The 16,968-nt window shown below is 57.8% G+C and carries 17 protein-coding genes; 10 read left to right on the forward strand and 7 right to left on the reverse strand.

The genetic code is table 11. The features are described 5' to 3' along the window. Positions 1-74: 74 nt before the first annotated feature. Both QMZ18_RS25065 and metA read right to left on the reverse strand, forming a co-directional pair. On the reverse strand, positions 75-1,391 hold the full coding sequence (locus tag QMZ18_RS25065) for an O-acetylhomoserine aminocarboxypropyltransferase/cysteine synthase family protein (RefSeq protein WP_282609110.1): 1,317 nt from the start codon (positions 1,389-1,391) through the stop codon (positions 75-77). A gap of 320 nt (positions 1,392-1,711) precedes the next feature. Then, positions 1,712-2,644 carry a homoserine O-succinyltransferase gene (gene metA / locus QMZ18_RS25070; RefSeq protein WP_282609111.1) on the reverse strand — a complete coding sequence of 311 codons (933 nt, stop codon included), beginning with the start codon at positions 2,642-2,644 and terminating at the stop codon, positions 1,712-1,714. A gap of 305 nt (positions 2,645-2,949) precedes the next feature. On the opposite strand from metA, the gene QMZ18_RS25075 reads away from it, so the two are divergent. After that, positions 2,950-3,786: a carbon-nitrogen hydrolase family protein gene (locus tag QMZ18_RS25075; RefSeq protein WP_282609112.1), complete on the forward strand. Its 837-nt coding sequence runs from the start codon at positions 2,950-2,952 to the stop codon at positions 3,784-3,786. 33 nt (positions 3,787-3,819) lie between these two features. Here QMZ18_RS25075 and QMZ18_RS25080 read toward each other — a convergent pair whose 3' ends face one another. Continuing rightward, the gene (locus QMZ18_RS25080; RefSeq protein WP_282609113.1) at positions 3,820-4,824 is read right to left on the reverse strand and encodes an aldo/keto reductase; all 1,005 of its coding nucleotides are present in this window, start codon (positions 4,822-4,824) and stop codon (positions 3,820-3,822) included. Between the two features lie 227 nt (positions 4,825-5,051). Between QMZ18_RS25080 and QMZ18_RS25085 the strand changes: the two genes are divergently transcribed. The 3 genes from QMZ18_RS25085 to QMZ18_RS25095 all read left to right on the forward strand — a co-directional run bounded on the left by QMZ18_RS25085 (position 5,052) and on the right by QMZ18_RS25095 (position 7,379). After that, a complete protein-coding gene (locus QMZ18_RS25085; RefSeq protein WP_282609114.1) occupies positions 5,052-5,810 on the forward strand; it encodes an SDR family NAD(P)-dependent oxidoreductase in 759 nt (252 codons plus the stop codon). A gap of 61 nt (positions 5,811-5,871) precedes the next feature. Next, positions 5,872-6,543: a LysE family translocator gene (locus QMZ18_RS25090; protein ID WP_282609115.1), complete on the forward strand. Its 672-nt coding sequence runs from the start codon at positions 5,872-5,874 to the stop codon at positions 6,541-6,543. Between the two features lie 44 nt (positions 6,544-6,587). Next, complete coding sequence (locus tag QMZ18_RS25095; RefSeq protein ID WP_282609116.1) at positions 6,588-7,379, forward strand: hypothetical protein; 792 nt, start codon at positions 6,588-6,590, stop codon at positions 7,377-7,379. A gap of 321 nt (positions 7,380-7,700) precedes the next feature. Here QMZ18_RS25095 and QMZ18_RS25100 read toward each other — a convergent pair whose 3' ends face one another. The 4 genes from QMZ18_RS25100 to QMZ18_RS25115 all read right to left on the reverse strand — a co-directional run bounded on the left by QMZ18_RS25100 (position 7,701) and on the right by QMZ18_RS25115 (position 11,845). Beyond that, on the reverse strand, positions 7,701-8,804 hold the full coding sequence (locus QMZ18_RS25100; protein ID WP_282609117.1) for a lyase family protein: 1,104 nt from the start codon (positions 8,802-8,804) through the stop codon (positions 7,701-7,703). Next, positions 8,797-10,332, reverse strand: coding sequence for a tripartite tricarboxylate transporter permease (locus tag QMZ18_RS25105; protein ID WP_282609118.1), 1,536 nt, complete (start codon positions 10,330-10,332; stop codon positions 8,797-8,799). Before QMZ18_RS25105 ends, QMZ18_RS25100 begins: the two co-directional genes overlap by 8 nt. A gap of 6 nt (positions 10,333-10,338) precedes the next feature. Next, positions 10,339-10,809, reverse strand: coding sequence for a tripartite tricarboxylate transporter TctB family protein (locus QMZ18_RS25110; protein WP_282609119.1), 471 nt, complete (start codon positions 10,807-10,809; stop codon positions 10,339-10,341). 76 nt (positions 10,810-10,885) lie between these two features. Continuing rightward, positions 10,886-11,845, reverse strand: coding sequence for a tripartite tricarboxylate transporter substrate binding protein (locus tag QMZ18_RS25115; RefSeq protein ID WP_282609120.1), 960 nt, complete (start codon positions 11,843-11,845; stop codon positions 10,886-10,888). Positions 11,846-11,960: 115 nt separating this feature from the next. Here QMZ18_RS25115 and QMZ18_RS25120 point away from each other — a divergent pair, with 115 nt between their 5' ends. From QMZ18_RS25120 to QMZ18_RS25145, 6 genes are all read left to right on the forward strand, one after another. Beyond that, positions 11,961-12,875 carry a LysR family transcriptional regulator gene (locus tag QMZ18_RS25120; RefSeq protein WP_282609121.1) on the forward strand — a complete coding sequence of 305 codons (915 nt, stop codon included), beginning with the start codon at positions 11,961-11,963 and terminating at the stop codon, positions 12,873-12,875. A gap of 65 nt (positions 12,876-12,940) precedes the next feature. Further along, a complete protein-coding gene (locus QMZ18_RS25125) occupies positions 12,941-13,708 on the forward strand; it encodes an SDR family NAD(P)-dependent oxidoreductase (protein ID WP_282609122.1) in 768 nt (255 codons plus the stop codon). A 44-nt stretch (positions 13,709-13,752) separates the two neighbouring features. After that, on the forward strand, positions 13,753-14,130 hold the full coding sequence (locus QMZ18_RS25130; RefSeq protein WP_282609123.1) for a VOC family protein: 378 nt from the start codon (positions 13,753-13,755) through the stop codon (positions 14,128-14,130). Beyond that, a complete protein-coding gene (locus QMZ18_RS25135; RefSeq protein WP_282609124.1) occupies positions 14,127-14,558 on the forward strand; it encodes a GNAT family N-acetyltransferase in 432 nt (143 codons plus the stop codon). Before QMZ18_RS25130 ends, QMZ18_RS25135 begins: the two co-directional genes overlap by 4 nt. Positions 14,559-14,630: 72 nt before the next feature. Next, a complete protein-coding gene (locus QMZ18_RS25140) occupies positions 14,631-15,770 on the forward strand; it encodes an isobutyryl-CoA dehydrogenase (RefSeq protein WP_282609125.1) in 1,140 nt (379 codons plus the stop codon). Between the two features lie 43 nt (positions 15,771-15,813). Continuing rightward, positions 15,814-16,893 carry an enoyl-CoA hydratase/isomerase family protein gene (locus QMZ18_RS25145; RefSeq protein ID WP_282609126.1) on the forward strand — a complete coding sequence of 360 codons (1,080 nt, stop codon included), beginning with the start codon at positions 15,814-15,816 and terminating at the stop codon, positions 16,891-16,893. Positions 16,894-16,968: the final 75 nt, after the last annotated feature.

A 16,968-nucleotide genomic window follows, 5' to 3' on the forward strand; every position in this document is an offset into this window, starting at 1 on the left:
CCATGGAAAAGTAGCATCCATGACCTGCGCTCTCCTTAACAGACGTCAAGTCGGCAAGCGCTCAAGGCTACGGCTTATTCGGCTGCGGCGGCACTCGCCCCGAGTGAGCTCAGAGCCTGATCGAGATCGGCGAGGATATCGTCGATGTGTTCGATTCCGATCGATAGGCGGACGTAGCCATCGGAAACGCCGCTGGCGAGTTGCTCTTCCGGAGAGAGCTGCGAGTGGGTCGTGGTCGCCGGGTGAATCGCCAGGCTGCGCGCATCCCCGATATTGGCGACGTGATAAAAGAGCTGAAGCGCATCGATGAATTGCCGACCGGCGTCCTTACCGTCCTTCAACTCGAAACCCATCAGGGCGCCGTTCTTGCCGCCCAAATAGGTCTCGGCGCGGCGTTTTTGCTCACCGTCGAAGAGGCTCGGGTGGATCACTTTGGTCACCGCCGGATGGTCGTTGAGGAACTGTGCGACCTTGTCGGCATTGGCACAGTGCTCGCGCATACGCAGGGGCAGAGTCTCCAGGCCCTGGATAAACTGGAAGGCGTTGAAGGGGCTCATGGCCGATCCGAGATCGCGCAGCAGGGTGACGCGGGCCTTGATGATATAGGCGATCGGACCCAACGGCTTGACGGCTTCGGTCCAGACGGCCCCGTGATAGCTGGGATCCGGCTGATTGAGCAGCGGGAAGCGATCCGCATTGCCTTCCCAGTCAAAGGTGCCGCCGTCGACGATCAGTCCGCCGATGGAGGTGCCGTGGCCACCGATGTACTTGGTGGTCGAATAGACCACGATGCTGGCGCCGTGGGCGAGCGGCTTGCAGAGGATCGGTGCGGCGGTGTTGTCGACGATCAGGGGCACACCAAGCTCATTACCGATGTCGGCGACTTCGCGGATCGGGAAGACCGTGAGTTTGGGGTTCGGCAGGGTTTCGGCGTAGTAAGCGCGGGTTTTGTCATCGGTTGCGCGCCGGAAGTTTTCCGGATCGGCTGGATCCACGAAACGTACTTCGATCCCCATGTTGCTGAGCGTGTTTGCGAAGAGGTTCCACGTGCCGCCGTAGAGGTCGGTGGAGCTGACGACGTTGTCGCCCGCTTTAGCAATGTTTTGGATTGCGATGGCTGATGCAGCTTGGCCGGAACTTACCGCCAGCGCTGCGACACCGCCTTCAAGTGCGGTTACCCGCTCTTCCAGAACCGCACAGGTCGGGTTCATGATGCGGGTGTAGATGTTGCCCAGTTCCTTGAGCGCAAAGAGGTTGGCCGCGTGTTCGGCGCCTTGGAACTGATATGACGTGGTCTGATAGATTGGCACTGCGACGGCGCCGGTTTCCGGATCGCTGCGGTAGCCGGCGTGCAGGGCCAGGGTTTCCGGGTTTTGTGACTTAACGGACATGATATTTCATCCCTTCTATCTCTTCGTCGCAGAGCCGTTTTTGCTGATCGGTCACTACGGATAATATAACGGTAGCGGAAGGCTTCGTTGTTCGACCGACGCATCCGCAGGGCAAAAAAACAAAAAAACCGCCGCAGCTATAGCTGGGCGGTAAAATCCGCTCGCTTTAGCCGTATTTATAGAGCGCCCGCAAGCTGTGCTTCAAATCGGCGCTAAGCGCATCCAACGCTTTTGCTGTGTTTTTGTCAAGTTTGATCATTGAAGGACCCGCGGTCCAATCTGATCTCCGTTCACACGCGCTCGGGCTTTCGGTTACAGAGTTACCGTGCCCGGCGTTGCTCTGGGATATTGGCAAGTTCGAACGAGGTCGATTGGTAGAGGTCGTTGATCCAGTTGCCGATGAGCAGGTTGCCATGTGCCCTCCAACGGTTCATTGGCACCTGTGCGGGATCGTCGTCCGGAAAATAATTGGCCGGTAGTTCGATCGACGCCCCGGCAGCCAGGTCGCGGCGATACTCGTCCCCCAAGGTGCCCGTGTCGTATTCCAGGTGATTGAAGATATAGGTTTGCCGTTTCGCTTCGTCGCGCACGAGGCACAAACCAGCTTCGTCAGATTCCAAAAACACTCTGAGGCCCGCCTGTTCCGGTAGATCTTCGCGCCTTACTTCCGTATGGCGGCTGACCGGAATGGCGATATTATCGTCGAAGCTCCGCAACAGACCGTTGCGTCCACCCCTGACGTGATGGGGATAGACTCCGAACATCTTTTGACGCAGCTGGTGTTTCGGCACCCCATGAAAATGCTGAAGCGCCGCTTGGGCAGCCCAACAGATGTTGTAGGTCTCCTGTACCTGGGTTTGCGACCAATCAAAGATCTGCGTCAGTTCACGCCAATAGACGACATCCTGAAACGGTAATGTTTCGATGGGTGCTCCGGTGATGATCAGGCCGTCGAACTTGCGGTCACGAACTTCTTCCCATGGCTGATAAAAAGCCAGCATATGCTCGGCTGAGGTGTTCTTCGGCGCATAGCTTGAGGTGGTCACGAGGGTAAGTTCGATTTGAAGGGGCGTAGCACCCAGCAGCCGGGAAATCTGCGTTTCGGTCTTGATTTTTTCCGGCATCAGGTTGAGCAGAGCGATCTCGAGCGGTCGCACGTCCTGACGCAGCGCCGCCCGCTCGGGAATCATCAGAACCCCTTCGTTTTCAAGCGCTGCCTGTGCAGGCAGATTGTCCGGGACCTTGATTGGCATGTGTACGCGCCCTTTTTTAAGCGGGCCTGACGGGGAACCGCTACTTGATATTGGGCGCCTACAATAACCGAAAGTGATGTGTGTGAAAGCGTTGCGTTAATAGCCTGCGCTTACTCAGGTCTTCTGATTACCGCTTATTCGGATCTCGTTGATAACCGGCTCAACAGTTTGCATGGGTAACTCGCAGGGGTTTTGGAACCTGCCACGCTTTGGATCGTTGTTGTGTATTGTGACGTCTGGGAACGCGTTCACGTTTTCTTTAACGGATTCGCATCGCACTTGGCCACGTACGGAACATTACCTTCATGCCAGGCATCAGATTAGCCGTCGCCCATACGCCGGTCACCGCTGACCCGGCCCGGAACGGCGCCGCGATTCGGGCGCAGATGCGTGCCGCGAACGATCTGGGAGCGCGGCTGGTTCAATTTCCGGAAGCGGCGGCATCGGGCTATACCAAAAGTGAAATCAAGGACTGGCGGACTATCGACTGGCTGGCCTTGCGCCGTGAGTTGGAGGCGACAGCGGATCTGGCGCGGGAACTTGGTCTATGGGTTGTTCTTGGCAGTGCCCATCCGCTGTCCTCCGGAAACCGGCCGCATAACAGCCTCTATATCATCGATGACAAAGGCAGGCTCTTCGACCGCTACGACAAGCAGTATCTCTCCAATTCTGAGGTTAACGACTGGTTTTCGCCGGGCTTTCGCCGTGTTCAGTTCGAGGTCGACGGCATTCGCTTCGGCTGTGCGATCTGTATCGAGATCAGCTTTCCGGAATTGTTCCAGCACTACGAAAAATCAGGTGTAGATGTGGTGCTCATTTCAAGCTACAGCGACTCTCTCTACGACGAACTCTTGGCGCGTGCACATGCGCACCTTTACAAGCTTTGGGTGACGCTGTCCGTTCCGGCAAATCTACGGCATGACGACGTGACAAGTCTGGTCGCGGGACCGAACGGAGAGGTGCTTGTGCAGGGTGAGCGTGGCGCGCCGTCGATCACGGCGATCGATGTCGATCCGGACGATGACCGCTGGGAAATCGAATTGCGGCGGGCGCGACCCTGGCGTCGGCGGGCCAGGGCGGGCGGTATCTACCGGGAAAAGAACGTGATCGACGAAAGAAGCGATCGGCGCACGTCGTTCTGAATAACTGCCGTAATCTACAATCCAGTTTTGTTCCTATTCATAGGGATTTCCTTCAGGAAGAGGGGCGTCCGGATGCAAAAGGTCCTTTTCGCGCAGGTCTTCCCAAAACGCCGTTGGAATCGGCTGCTTCGCCCACTTTAAAATACCTTCGAATTCGGCCGCCGAGCGGGAGCCGGGGATTACGCTGGCCACTACGGGGTGCCCGAGCGGGAATTGCAGGGCGGCAGCGGGCAGCGGGACGCCGTGATCTGCGGCGACGGCCTTCAGCTTTGCCACACGCTCAACGATATCCTCAGGTGCTTTCGCGTAGTTCCACATTTCTCGGCCGACCAGAACGCCGGAATTGAACGGACCTCCGCAAATTATCGAGGTGCCTGCGGCTTCACAGGCAGGGAAGAGATCGTTCACAGGTGTCTGTTCCAGCAGAGTGTAGCGTCCGGCCAGCAAGAACACATCCCACTGGCCTATTTCGAGTGCAGCGAGGCAGATTTCCTTCTCGTTCACGCCCAGGCCGATGGCGCTGACCTGTCCGGAGGACTTGAGTTCTTCAAGCGCCTTGTAACCACTGGTCTTGAGGTCGCCAAAGTGCCGGGCATTCTCTTCCGGGCCGTGTTGAAACTCGCCTATGTCGTGCGCCATGAGGATGTCGATGCGGTCCAGACCCAGACGTTGCAAACTGGCGTCATAGGAGCGCATGACGCCGTCGTAGGTGTAGTCGTAGACCGGGTGGAAGGGCAGGGGATCGATCATACCGAATTCCATGGGGTCCGGCGCGGCACCTGGCACCAGCAATCGTCCGACCTTTGTGGAGAGGACATGCTGTTTGCCGCGCAGGAGGTCGCCGACAACGCGTTCGGAGCGTCCGAAGCCATAAAAGGGTGCCGTGTCCACGTAGGAAATACCTGCGGCCAGCGCGGTTTCCAACACGCCTGCAGCGTCTGAACGGTCAAGCGTGGCGAAGTTCCCGCCAAAGGGAGCGCCTCCGACACCGAGCACATCGACTTCGATGTCGGTCCGGCCGATTCTTCGTTTTTGCATCTTTGCTGCCCTTGTCGTCAGGTCGACCGGAATTGTTTACTTGCCCGGCCGTAGGTTCAACATCGACGATAATGACAATCGAACTCAGAGTCTAAATGTGGGTGCTGAGTACAGGCTGTTTGCGGTCTTTCCGGTTCAGCGGTTTTAGTCACCAGGTTTCGGTTCTAGACTAGGATCTGCCCAACCCCTTCTCCATCTGCTCACCTACAGCATCGAGGCTCGCTTACATGACCAATCGCTTTGCCACCTATCCCAGTCTTGAAGATAAAACCGTTTTCATTTCCGGCGGTGCGTCGGGAATTGGGGAGCAGATTGTGCGGGCCTTCGCCGCACAAAAAGCGCGTGTCGGCTTTGTCGATCTGGACGCAGCCGCTAGTGCGGCCCTGGCGGAAGAACTCGGTCCGAACGTCATCTCCGAACTCTGTGACCTGCGAGATGTGGAAAGCCTGAAGGCAGCCTTTGGCAAGTTGCAGGAAAGGATCGGGCCAGCTACGGTGCTGGTCAACAATGCCGCGCGGGACGACCGCCATTCCTGGCAGGATCTGACCGCCGAATACTTCGACGAGCGTGTTGCGACCAACCTGCGGCATATGTTCTTTGCCATTCAGGCCGTGGCGCCAGGCATGATCGAGGCAGGCGGCGGTTCCATCATCAATATGGGTTCGAATTCTTGGTGGGAAGCCGGCGGCGGGTTCCCTGCCTACGCAACCTCGAAAGCAGCCGTCCACGGACTGACCCGGACCATGGCGCGTGACCTCGGCGACCATCGCATTCGCGTGAATACCGTTGTTCCCGGCTGGATCATGACGGATCGGCAGAAAACGCTTTGGGCAACGGAAGAGGCTTTGGAAAACCATGTGAAACGGCAATGCCTGCCTGATCTGATCGAACCGGTTTATGTCGCGCGTATGGTGGTGTTCCTTGCGTCCGACGACGCCGCCATGTGCACCGCCAATAACTATATGGTTGAAGCGGGCTCCATTTGAGAGCGGGTGCGGTTATTTCGGCTCCGATAATCGGAGACTGTTACATCGAGGCGGGTAAGCTATGCTCGCCTCGAAAATCTCCTTGGAGTATCCCATGCTGAATGGCGCATTACTTTTAGGTTTCGTCGCGGCGGCGCTCGTCGTCCTCGTCCTGCCCGGCCCCGGCGTGTTCTATGTGATGGCACGGACGCTTGGCCAAGGAACGCGGGCGGGGCTGATTTCAGCCTTGGGATTGTCCGTCGGGGTGTTTGCACATGTAGCCGCGGCTGTTGCCGGGCTTTCAGCCATTCTGACAACTTCGGCAACCGCTTTCGAAGTTGTCAGAATGTTGGGAGCTGGATACCTGATTTACCTTGGCCTGAGCGCCCTTTTGTCTGCAAGAAAAACGAAAGCCGGCGCGGTAACCGCAGCAAGCTCTCTGCCGAGCGGACGCATCTTTCGAGATGGGGTGATCGTCAGCATTCTAAATCCAAAGATTGCGGTCTTCTTTCTGGCTTTTCTGCCGCAGTTCGTCGATCAGGCCCTGGGTGCGGTGCCGCTGCAGATCCTGCTGCTCGGCCTTATCTATGCCGCACTGGCGGTGATGACCGACGGCAGCTACGCCCTGCTGGCCGGCAACCTGCGTCACCGGTTGCGCGGGCGATTGGTCCAGGGGTCGCTGCCCCAATACTTCAGCGGCTTTGTCTACTTGGGTTTGGGTCTGCATACATTGCTGACTGGGCGGCGGGATTGATCCGTGAGGTCCGCTAAATCGTGCTCAAATGAAGGGACTCGCTTGTGAGCAGCAGCCATCCCGAGATGGAACGTGAAGTTACAGTCAGGATGATCGTCTATATGGCCGACGAGCTGGCCGGGTGGTGCGGCAAGGCTACAGAGTTGAGCGCAAACCCAGATCTGCTGGGTTTGGTTGTCGAGCCACATTACCATGGAATTCTACTGGGATTTGCGTACGACGAGCATGCCCTGTTCGATGATGCCGTCGACGTTTTGTGGAGCTACGACATCATCGAACCTGTCGTGGCCTACGGCGAGGCCGAGACTGTCTTTCCACGAGTGCCGAACTTCAGTGAAGCCTATCCCGGCGCCCTTCGATTTATTTTAAGTCGCGAGGCGATCCCAAAGAATGCAAGGCGGGTGTATGACGAGAAGGACAAATTTGGATATGTGTTCGCGAAGTTCGTCACATGGATTGAGTGCTATATGGACGTTCCGGCCGGTGAGCTCCACGATCTCAACGAGGTCTCGGAGATCGTTCGTCTCCTCGCCAGTCTTGGCTATCTCGTCAAATCGGACGGCAGCTACAATTTGACGGAGGCAGCTCATTTGCTGGCCGAAAAGTGTCTGGAACCGGAGAAGGAAGCGCGCGACCATGCTGGGCTTCGTCAAGAGATGAATGACATGCCGCTGTCCACGCAAACGTTGATAGCCGTTTTTGCTTTGCTGCGTCGAGCCGACAAAGCAGTGAAGTTCCTGCACTGGCGGCATGGTTGGAAACTCGAAAAAGCCCGGCTGGCTATTGCTCTGTGTTATCCGAAGCTCCAACTGGCGCAGACGAAAGGCACATCTTGAAGTGTTGAGCAAAAAGACCTACTGGGCTCGGGCTCATGCGCAGCATCAGTGGCAAGGCCTTACGTCGCTCATCGGTCAGTTTATAGGCACGGACGACGTGAGCAATCTCCTCTGCGACAGCGGTTTTGTCCACCTTGCTCAGCCCACGCAGAAATAGGTGCGTTCAGAAAAGATCGTTGGGCGAGCGTTTGGAAGTCATGATAGAAGCGTTTTCCCGCCGCAGAACACAAACCAACGTGTATTTGTCGTCGTTGCTGAGATCGTTGAAAAGCTCGAAGAATTTGGGACCCCCAGTCCTTTGAGTTGAGCCGTCGCTGATTGTTATTCCGACCGTAAGGCCTTTTCATGCCGGGTGACGGCTTCGGCCATGGCTTCCGTATTGACTTCGAGGCTGTCGAACAGATGTCCCGTCCACATCAGGGCGCCGGAGGTGAAAAGAAAGGTCTCTGGCACGACAAGCCATTCCGCGATCCAGACGCCGCCCGAACGCTCGTGCTGATGTAGAGTGAGCTCGCCGATCTGCTCGCTGCGCTGCCGGCCCAGCCGGGCCACGGCTTCACCGAATTCGGACGCCCGCTGGTTCTTCTTATGGAGCATGGAGGAGGAGGCACCCTTGCCGATTTCGTAACCTTCGCAGATCTCGCCGATATCCGAGGACGAGAGCAGATTGATATTGTGAGAGATCTTGCAGAGCGACGCGCAGAGGCTGCCGAGCGATGTCACGATGTCGGCGACGGCATCGCGGGCGTTTTGCCAATGAGGGTCGGCAATTTGCAGGCCTAGTGTAGCAGCTACCGCCTGCTTGACCGCCAGACCCGTATTGCCCTCATACCTGCTGAGATCGCCGACAGGTCCTCCCATCTGAACCAACAAGCCGCGGGCGGCAGAGTCTTCAAGCGCCGCTTTCCTGCGCTTCAATTCACTCATCCAGACCCTCAGCTTCGTGCCGAGGGATATCGGCAGTGCGAATTGACCATTCGTGCGTCCCATCATTCTTGTGACGGCGTTGGCTTCCGCCAACTGCTCCAACCGGTCCATCACTCGATTGAGCTGAATCTGGATGGCATCGGTGCTCTGTTTCATCTGGAGCGACAGCGCCGTATCCATGATGTCCTGGGTTGTTGCCAGGTAGTGGACATAGGAACCCTGTTCGGACCCGGCCAGGGAGCGCATTTGATTAACCAGGCCGACGATAGGGCGTCCTACGACGCTCATATCTTCGGCCAGACGGGAACGATCTATCTGTGCGGCGGAAATCGCTTCAATGGTGTCTGCCGCCACCGTTGGGATCAGGCCTTCCTGCGCCTGGCATCGCGCCAGAACCTGTTCAACCCGCACCCAGGTTGAAACGGTCTCGCTCTCCGACCAGATGCGCCGCATATCGGACGTCGAAAAGCTGTCGCGATACAGCGCCCAGTCAAGCATCCTCCAGGCCTCCACTGGCAAGCTTGCGGTCCTTCATGATACCACGAATGCGAAAGGCCATGGCTGCCAGACCGACCAGCAGGAAGGCCAGCGCGATCGGCCGCTCAATGAAGATCAAGGCGCCACCGTCGGACATCAGCATAGACTGACGGAAGGTCTCTTCTGCGCCCTTGGCCAGCACGAATGAAATGACGAAGGCGGCGACGTTGAAGTCGTACTTACGCATCAGCCAGCCGCCGAAGCCCGCGAAAGTCATGACCGTGACGTCGAACAGCGATCCCCGCGCCGAATAGGCCGCGACGAAGGTTGTTAGAAAGATCAGCGGGTAAAGCACTTGGGTCGGGATCTTCAATATCAAACGGGCGACCTGGGTTGCACCGAAATATCCGATCAGACCATAGGCGGCGATCCCGAATATCCCACAGGCGAAGAGCTTGTAGACCAGTTCCTTGTCGGTCAGGAACAGCGTCGGACCGACCTGGATTCCATGGATCAGGAATACGCCGAGCAGGATTGCGCCGATCGTCGAGCCGGGAATCCCAAGGGTCAGCAGGGGCGCCATGGAGGGGCCTGAAACGGCGTTGTTGGCTGCTTCCGGAGCCGCGACCCCTTCCAGTGCACCCTTGCCCCATTGTTCCGGATTTTTTGCGCGGCGTTTGCCTTCACCGTAGGAAATAAAGGCGGCGATGGCAGAGCCCAATCCGGGAAGAACGCCGATGCCGGCGCCGATCAAACCGCCGCGCAGGGCGTGTGGCAGGCAGGGTTTGTATTCCTGCCAGGTCAGGCTGTTGCCATCGTCGAAAGATTTATTGCTTTCAACTTCCCGCGTGTCGTCTTCGGTCGGGTTCGCGGTTTTGCGACGCTCCTCGAACTGAGCGAAGACCTCACCGAGAACGAAGACACCGATCATCAGTGGCACCAGACCGATCCCGTTCGACAGCTCGAAAGAACCGAAGGTATAGCGCTCCTCGCCTGAAATGGGATCCAGACCGACCATGGCGACGAGAATTCCGATCAGCGCCGAAGCCAGGCCCTTGAGGATTGATTTTCCAATAACCGAGCCGATTACCACAAAGGCCGCGAAATAGATCGCGAAAGTCTCGGGCGGTCCCAGTTTCAAAGCCAGGGCGGCGATGAAGCCAACACCGATGACCAGCATGATGTCACCCATGAAGTCGCCGATGATCGAGGAGATCGTGGCAACCTTCATGGCCTTTCCCGCCTTGCCCAGACGGGCCAGCGGATAGCCGTCGAGCTGGGTCGCCGCCGAGGCGGCCGTGCCGGGCGTATTGAACAGGATTGCCGCTATCGAGCCGCCGTAACGGCCGGACTTTCCGATCACGTAGAGAAAGGCCAGGGCGAAAAGTGGCGGCATGTAGAAAGTGATCGGCAGAAGCATGGCAATGGCGGCTGAAGCCGTCAGGCCAGGCGTAGCGCCGACGATCATGCCGACGACCGCGGCCAGCAGAATGGCCAGCAGAAGAACCGGATCAGTGACGACGGAGAGAAGTGCAGGGAAGATTTCCATTATTTCTTACTCTCTGATCGCATCCAGCAGATCGAAGACCTCGCCGAATGGCGGGAAGACCCCTAGAAGTTCGAAAAAGACGATGTGGAAGATGAGCGGACAAAGCACGGCTGATAGGGCCAGTCCAATCCAACTGCGGACCCCAAAGGCGTAAAGCGCGACCGGGGCAACGAGCGCCGTGGGAAGAAGGTATCCGAACCACTGTAAAGACTGTTGATAGATCACAGCCAACAGGAACAGGCCAATCACCTGCAGCGATGCATCGTCAGCTATGGGGCTATCTGCCGCACGCTCCGTGGCTGGTCTCCGCACGCACGCCAGCTTCAGCCCGGAAATGATCAGCAATCCGAGTGCCGCGCCGAAGGGAACGATACCGGCCCAGGTTTCGCCGGTTGAGGCGCTCGGCACCTGCCAGGCCCCCCAAAGTGCCGCGATGCTGAGTACCGCCAGAACTATGCCTTCGAGGATCGCACGCATGGCGAACGCCTTCCTGTTACTTTTTGCCAACAGAGGGACGTCCGAACGGATCTGTATCCGCCCGGACGTTGGGCACCTATTTGCCAAGCCCGGCAATCAGTGGCTCTGCGTCGGCTTTCATGGTTGTCAGCCCGGTCTTTGCATCCGATCCGGTCTGGTAAACCGGGCCTGTACCGCGTTTGACCAAGAGTTCAGCGAATTCGGGTTTTGCTGTGATCTTCTCCAAGGCCGTTTCCAATTTTGTCACGATCTCGGACGGCGTGCCCTTGGGCGCGAAGACGATGACAGGCGACGAGACGGCAGCGAAGGGAACACCCAGTTCACCGAACGATGGCACCGCAGCCATGATTTCGTCGCGGTCTTTGCTGTTGACCGCCAGTGCGCGAAGCTGTTCCTCGAAACCGGCCAACTGCTGAACGCCGAGGAAACCGAAGTCTGCCTGTGCGCCGATGAGCGCAGCGCGGGTTGGTCCGCCGCCTTTGAAGGGGACATCCTGGGCTTCGATATCGTTTTTCGCCAGGAAGCCGAGGCCGGCGACAAAGTGGAAGCCACCGCGTCCGGAATGCGCCCAACGCAGTGAGCCCGGTTTGGCCTTGGCGGCATCAATAACATCCTGAACGGATTGAAAAGGGCTGTCCTTCGGAACCATGATCGAGGTTTTAAGCTGTCCGACCTGGGCAACGAAATCGAAGGATTCCAGCGCGTCGATCTTGGTTTCGCGCATCATGGTCGACAGCAGAAAAGAGCCGCCTGAAGTCATCATCATGGTGTAGCCATCCGGCTTTGCCCGAACGACGGCATTGGCACCATTGAGGCCACCCGAGCCCGGCTTGTTGACGACGACCACGGGCACGTCCAGCACACCTTCCGCTGCGGCCGAAATGGCGCGGGCGTAGGCATCGGTGCCGCCGCCAGCCTTGTAGGGCACGACCAGATTGATCGGTCGTCTCGGCCAATCCGCTGCTAAGCTGCCGGTTGCAACTGCGGTTACGGTGGCTGCCGCGACCAGCCCCGCAAAGAATGATCTCCGTTTCATCTCGTCCTCCCTCTAGTTTGTCGGGATCTTTATGCCACAAGGAAAGAGTTGCTAAAAATGCAAATATATTTAGTTTACTTGCAAAAATAGAAAGTGATAACAGCAAGGCGGCGCCATGAACATCAAAGCCCTTCGGGCTTTCCGGGCTACCCTTTCGGAAGGGTCGCTTGCCGCCGCGGGAGAACAGCTGCATCTCAGCCAACCTGCGGTGAGCCGCCTGATATCCGCCTTGGAGGGCGAGCTTCGCCTCACGCTCTTTGACCGTAGTGGCCGAAATCTGACTCCCACACCGGAGGGAACGGCCTTTTATCGCGAAGCGGGCCGTATTCTGGATAATCTGGACGAAATTCCGAAGATCGCCGCTGAAATCCGCGCTGGCCGTAAAGAAAGCCTGCGGATCGTGGCAATGCCGCGCATTGCGCAGTCATTGGTGTCACCGTCGGTTGGCGCGTTTCTGCGCGGTAATCCAGAGGCGAGCGTCAATCTCGATGTCCGCGCACGACGGGAGGCGGGAAAGTGGCTGGCCGGCAGGGAGTACGATATCGGTGTAGGCGCGCTGCCGGTTGATCATCCAGAAATTCGCACTGAGTTGCTATTGCGTGTGCGGGCACAGGCCGTTTTGCCGGCGGGACATCCTCTCGCCAATCGTACTGAAGTGTCCGGCGAAGATCTGGCCGACCAGCCGGTCATTCGCTTGATGCACGGCCTGCTTCTTCGTGATCAGCTTGATGACATTTTTCGTTCGGCCGGCCTCGAACCCAATCAGAGCTGTGATGTTGCATCGTCCCAACTGGCCTGTGCGCTTGTCGCCGACGGCGGCGGGGTTACCATTGCTGATGAATTGGTTGCGTCGCAGATACCCGGGTGCAGGATCAGGCTGGTTCCACTTTCCCCGGCGCGCTGGATGTCGTTCGGCCTGCTCATTCCGAAAGCCCGAGAACTCTCGGAAGGCTGCAGGGAGTTTGTCAGGATTCTTCAGGAAAAAGCCAAAAGTCTTGCAGAGAGGAGCGAGACGATTGAATCAGTTTGATAGCGCTGTTTTACGGAGCATCTACATGACCAGGAATCAACAGCCTGAAATTCGGACGAAACAGAATGACTGATAAAACTCAGAAAACGGCGCTGGTCACGGGCGCGGCCAGGGGCATCGGGTTGGCGACGGCACATTTGTTTCTCGACCGCGGCTGGCGTGTCGCAATGGTCGACATCGACGGCGCCGAACTCGGACGCGCTGCCTCCGGTCTGACAGATGTCCTCGCCATAACCGCGGACGTGTCGGACCCCGAACAGGTCGCGGGCATCCGGCAAAAGGTGTCTGAGCTGGATTCAAGCCTCGCTGCGCTGGTGAATAATGCAGGGGTCGCCGACTTTGGGCCGATTGCCGAGACGACCTTCGATCGCTGGCGCCGTGTGATGGCGACCAATCTGGACGGTCCCTTTCTGATGACGCAGGCCTTTACCGAGGCACTCGCGAAAGCGCGCGGGGCCGTCGTCAACATCACCTCGATTTCCGGCGTGCGTGCCAGCACGCTCAGAGTGGCCTACGGAACCTCGAAGGCGGCGCTTGCTCATCTGACGCTGCAGCAGGCCGTGGAACTCGGAGAACTGGGAGTGCGGGTCAACGCCGTAGCGCCGGGTCCTGTGGACACCAAGTTGGCCATGGCGGTTCACACCGCGGATATCCGTGCCGCCTATCATGACGCGATCCCGCTCAATCGCTACGGTCAGGAGGCGGAAATCGCAAACGCGATCGTGTTTCTCTGCAGTGCGGAAGCGAGTTACGTCACCGGTCAGATCCTCGCGGCCGACGGCGGATTTTCCGCTGCGGGCGTTGGACTGCCATCCTTGCGTTTGTCCGACTGAATGGTCGAGCTGCCATAACAACACCTGTTGCGAGATATCAGCCCATGACGATCACCGCCAATCAGCAGATCACTTTCCTCTACACTACCGATCTGGAAGCGAGTTCAGCGTTCTACCGGGAGGTCATGGAACTTCCCTTCGCGCTGGATCAGGGATGCTGTCACATCTATCGCTTAAGCCCGAGCAGTTTTCTCGGGGTGTGCGATATCGCGGATCGGCCCAAGTCGCCCGTCGGGGTCACTGTCTCGCTGGTAGTCTCTGACGTGGATGCCTGGTGTACGCGTCTGAAAGACAAGAGCGTAGTCTTCGAACGCGAGCCTGGTTACAGCGAAAAGTTCAAGGTCTATGGAGCGTTGTTCCTGGATCCCAATGGTTACCGTATCGAAATCCAGCAGTTCAGGGATCCGGACTGGAAGGAATGATGACGCCGGTGATCGTTTTTGCTGAGGGTGGCCCAGAAGAATCAGTCACGATCGAGACAGAGTTGCTGACTGCCTTACGCAACAGCCTGCAGCAATCCACGAATTCGTCCTTCGTCCTTACCGTCAAGGAATCAGACGGCAATCTGGTTGCAGGATTGACCGCAGGCTGCTCTTACGGCTGGTTGCTAATTAAGACGCTTTGGGTGGCGGAAAGTTACCGCCGTCAAGGCTTGGCGCGTAAGCTGATGGCACAAGCGGAGGAGAAAGCTGTCGGTCTGCATTGTCATGGCGTGTGGCTCGATACCTCAAGCCCCGGCGCCATGCGTTTCTATGAAGGAATCGGTTACGAAATCTTTGGAGAACTAAGGAACGAAGAAGACCAGCTGCCGCCGTCCCACCGGCGATGGTTCATGAAAAAACGGCTGTGACCGGGTTTAAAATGGACGTCGGCGCAGCGCTCCTTTAAAAGAAACCTAACAAGTGTTAGGGAGGACCGGTTCGTGCAGTTCGATCTGTCCGAAGAGCAACGCGCCTTTCGCGATATGGCGCAGGATTTCGCAAGTAATGAAATGGCGCCCCATGCCGCGGAATGGGACGAGGAAAAGGTGTTTCCCGAGGAAACGCTGCGTAAAGCTGCGACGCTGGGCTTCGGCGGCATTTACATACGCGACGACGTCGGTGGTTCCGGCCTTTCGCGCCTGGATGCAGCGGTGATCTTTGAGGAACTGGCCGGCGGCTGTACCTCGACCGCCGCCTATATCTCGATCCATAACATGGCCGCCTGGATGATCGATCAATTCGGCAGCGACGAAACGCGACGAACCTTCCTGCCCAAGCTGACCTCCATGGAGCATTTCGCCAGCTACTGCCTGACGGAACCCAGTGCCGGCTCCGACGCCGCCTCATTGAAGACGCGGGCCGAACGTGACGGCGATTGTTATGTGCTAAACGGCACCAAGGCCTTTATCTCCGGTGGTGGACGCAGCGATACCTACGTCGTGATGTGCCGAACGGGCGGCGAGGGGCCGAAAGGCATCTCTGCGCTGGTCGTGCCCAAGGACACACCTGGACTGTCCTTCGGCAAGCAGGAAAAGAAAATGGGCTGGAACAGCCAGCCGACGGCGATGGTGATCTTCGAGAATGCCCGCGTAGCGGTTGCTAACCTTCTGGGGAAAGAAGGTGATGGCTTTAAGATCGCGATGATGGGATTGGACGGTGGCCGGATAAATATTTCCGCCTGTTCGCTCGGTGGCGCACGCCAGGCCCTCGAAGCGGCGCAGGGCTACATGAATGAGAGAAAGCAATTCGGCAAACCACTGGCTGCGTTTCAAGCTCTGCAGTTCAAGCTGGCAGACATGGCAACCGAGCTAGAGGCCGCCCGTCTCATGATCCACAGCGCGGCACAGAAGCTCGACGACAACGACCCCGGTAAGACGGCCTATTGCGCCATGGCCAAACGCTTTGCGACGGATGCCTGTTTTAACATCTGTAACGATGCGCTTCAGATCCATGGCGGCTACGGATATCTTCGCGACTTCCCAATTGAACGCATTCTGCGTGATCTGCGGGTCCATCAGATTCTGGAAGGCACCAACGAAGTCATGCGCGTCATTATCGCTCGCCATTTGCTGTCCGATTGAGCCTCTATTTTTCGAACATCAGATTTTGACAGGAACTCCGATTATGTCTGCAATCGACGAAGTCCTTTTTAAGCGGCGCGGTGCCGTTGGCTTCATCACGCTGAACCGGCCAAAATCCCTCAATGCGCTGACTCTGGAGATGATCAGGGCGATCGATCCGCAGCTCGACGCCTGGGGATCTGACAACTCGATTGCGGCGGTTGTCATCCAGGGCGTGGGTGACCGGGCATTTTGCTCTGGAGGCGATGTACTTGCGATCTGGCAGGCGGGGAAATCGGCAAAAGCCCGTGGCGTGGCCGAAGGTCTTGCAACGGAATTTTTCCGGGAGGAATATCGTCTGAACCGACGCATACATCGTTTCCCCAAACCTTATATCGCACTGATCGATGGCATCACCATGGGAGGCGGAGTTGGCCTTTCGATCCATGGGACTTTCCGTGTCGCCACGGAACGAACGCGTTTTGCGATGCCGGAAACCGCAATCGGGCTCTTCCCCGATGTGGGGGGCGGCTATTTTTTGCCCAGACTTCCCGGGCAGATCGGGCGCTATCTCGCACTGAGCGGCGCCCGTCTTAAAGCGGCAGATTGTCTGCACAGCGGCCTCGCCAATGCTTTCGTCGAGAGCGCTGACCTGACAGCACTGGAGGCGGCCTTGGCACAAGCCGACTGGACGGGTGAGGCGGCCGAGGTCGCCAAAAACATCATTGCCGGTTTCTCGAAGGATCCCGGTAAAGCACCTTTGGCCGCCCAGCAGGCGCAAATCGACCGGATTTTCGGCTCAGAGACACTCGACGACATTCTTGCGGCATTAATGGCGGAAGAAGGAGATTGGGCGGCAGAGACGCTCAAGGTCCTACAAAGCCATTCACCGACCTCCATGAAGGTGGCGCTGGAGCAACTGCGCCGTGGCAGCGAGATCGAATTCGACGAGGCCATGACTATGGAATACCGGATGAGCCAGGCTTTTATGGCCGGGCATGATTTCTACGAGGGAGTCCGCGCGATCCTGATTGATAGGGATCAAGCGCCAAAGTGGGATCCGGCGACACCGGACGGTGTTTCCGAAGAAGTGGTCGCGCGGCATTTTGAAACACTTGGGCCTCGCGAACTGACTTTCTCATGATTGCTTTCGGGCATAGCATTGAGGCCAATACAAAGGTTGAATGCCGCGATGCAGAGCGGCATAGCGATAGGGAGT

It is taken from the genome of Pelagibius sp. Alg239-R121, assembly GCF_947331435.1.
In the GTDB taxonomy this organism is placed as follows: Bacteria; Pseudomonadota; Alphaproteobacteria; order Kiloniellales; family Kiloniellaceae; genus Denitrobaculum.